A 2,469-nucleotide genomic window follows, 5' to 3' on the forward strand; every position below is an offset into this window, starting at 1 on the left:
ACATCTTCAAAGACGGCAAACTCGCCGTTGAACGCACCACCGTCACCGGAGGCACCATCACCTTCAACGAAACACACATCAAACCACCCACCACCGCCGGGAACTACAACATCACCATCACCTACACCGACCCCGGCCAATACACCTACCCCACCCTGACCAAAAACAACGAAACCCCACGCCCCATCGACTTCCCCGGCACCACGAAAGGAACCACCAAAACCATCACCACCACCCTCAAACTCGACCAAACCACCCGCAAACTCACCATCGACCTCAGAAAAACCCCCACACTCAAAATCGACAAAATCACCATCAACCCCACACCCAACCCCTAACCACCCCGCGTCACTTTCCGGGGTGCGGGCCGGTTATGGTACCGGGCAAAGGGTCGGGCTCCACGAGTGCCTACCTCGCGGGTACCGGATCCCCGGCCCTTGCCTGACGTCCAGGCTCCACACGGCCCGGACACCCCCCGGGGCGGGAGAAAAGAAGTCACTCTCCCGCCCCGGAACCCGTCATGGAAGGGGAGCCCAGCCTTGGGGGGGGTGGGCTCCCCTTCCAACCAACCCACCCCTGGGCGGGGGCATCTGCCCACCGATCCCCCGCACGAATCCCAGACACACCATGAAGGAGGAGACCGGAACGGGTCTCCTCCTTCACTTCCCCACGAGCAACCCGCCACCCCCGCCGCCCGGGCCGCAAGGTTTGTTCCGCTCCGGCCGGTGGGGTTTCGTCACGGAACAGGGTTTGGGTCGTATTCGTCATTGAGTGCCGGGTGTGGTCTGGGTGTTGTGTTTGCCTGGGTGTGCCTGTGCCCTGTTCCGCGGTGCCTTGTTTGGTGGCTGCCGCCCACTCTTTGCGGAAGGCGTGTTGATGGTTTTGGGTTTGTGGTCCAGTATGGCCGGTGCAGCCGGTGTTGGTGCCGGGAGGGGCCCGGTGTTGCCGGGGCCCGGTAGTTCCGGGCTGCTGCCCCGTCTGTTGGGTGTGGTGTTGGCGGTGACGGTGACGTTGACGCTGTTCGTCTTCGTCGATGTCGGTGTCGGTCCCGCCGCGCAGGCCGCCCCACCCCCTGTCGTGGTGACGACCCCGCCGAGGGTCACAGATCCAAGCACCCACCGCCAGATCGGATTCCCGTCCGACTACTTCAATTCCGACGCCAATGCCGGGCCGTTTCGTGTCGTGGAGGTGCGAGATGGACATTGGGTCGCGGACCGGCCCAGACCCACATGGTCTGAACCGAATAAGTTCCTGAAGCCGTTCAAGGAGTGGCCGCAGTCGTATACGGACGCGGTGTGGCAGCAGTATGTTGATGAGATTGCTGCCTCGCTTGACCGGATTTCGTCCTCACCGTCGGGGGAAACTGTGGTCAAAGTTTCGGGTAAGTTGAAGCCGGAACCGGGCGGGAGCAACAATGAGTGGCTGGACTGGACCCCGAAGAGCCCAGGAGAAGCCCCGGCCAAGGTACCTACAGGGGACGTTGGCGTTGTCTACTTCCCCACGGAGGGCGCCGAAGCATCCGCAGGGAGGCTAAAAGGGGGCATGGGCCAGCCTAGCTCAGGTTACGTGACGCTCGACCCCCAGACGATATCTTCCTATTACGACCTGAAAACGGGCAAGCTTAAGGGCCAGGATCCTCACGTGTCGTTGGCGCATGAGCTGGGCCATGTGGCCAACTACAAGGCCAACAGCCGCCCCCCACGTGGGACGACGTACAAGATGCCGTATTCAGTTTGGTCCGGTGGAGACTTGGAGACCCCCGGCTCCCAAGTAAGCAGCAAGAAATTCCCCATTGAGTGGGAGGAGCTGATGGTGCATGGGAGTGAGGGCGGCCGGGCCGGGGTGATAAATCACTTGCAGGAGAACCCAAATAAGTCGCCGATTCCGGTGACTGAGTTGTCGACTCATTCGAATCCGTGGCGGACAAAGGCAGCCCGGGATGCATTGTCGGCTCCGGAGCCGCGGTCGGCGGCTGATGTTGAGCGGATTGAGTTGTTGTCGGAGTTCGCCTCAGTGAATCCGACAGAGGTGAAGATCGCTGGGGAGTTGGAGACCGGTATCCGGCCGGAATACCTCAACGCGCAATACCGGGGCCGGGAGGGCTCGATGCGGGACGGGCCAAGGTTGGAGCGGGAGCCTAATACTCCGCGGGTGTTGAAGCGTGAGGTATTGGAGGATCCCTTGGGTTCGAGGTTGTTGCGGGTCGCCGGCGGCCAACCGCCTGTGCCTGTGGTGTGTGGTTCCGGAGATCACGGGTTCTGTTCCCCAGGCGAGGGTGAGTCGGAGCCGATGAGTGAGGAGGAGGTGAAGGCGTTTGAGGAGGACGTGAAGACCCGTGTGGAGTTGGAGAAGGGTCGTACTTCGGAGGGGGTGTTTTTTGATTCGTTGTCGGTGGAGGATTTGCAGGTTCTTGCCGGGATGGGTGTGACGGGTTCACCGGAGATGGTGCGGGAATCGTTCTCGTTCACC

General features: G+C 61.7%; 2 protein-coding genes. Both read left to right on the top strand.

Annotated elements, in window-relative coordinates:
- Nucleotides 1-338 (top strand): hypothetical protein (locus ACFUOZ_RS21295; RefSeq protein WP_377552014.1); only part of this gene is annotated, 338 nt, incomplete at its 5' end.
- A 667-nt stretch (nt 339-1,005) separates the two neighbouring features.
- The coding region (locus tag ACFUOZ_RS21300; protein WP_377552016.1) for a hypothetical protein at nt 1,006-2,469 on the top strand (1,464 nt) is incomplete at its 3' end.

Source organism: Paenarthrobacter sp. NPDC057355, from assembly GCF_042667405.1.
Taxonomy (GTDB): domain Bacteria; phylum Actinomycetota; class Actinomycetes; order Actinomycetales; family Micrococcaceae; genus Arthrobacter.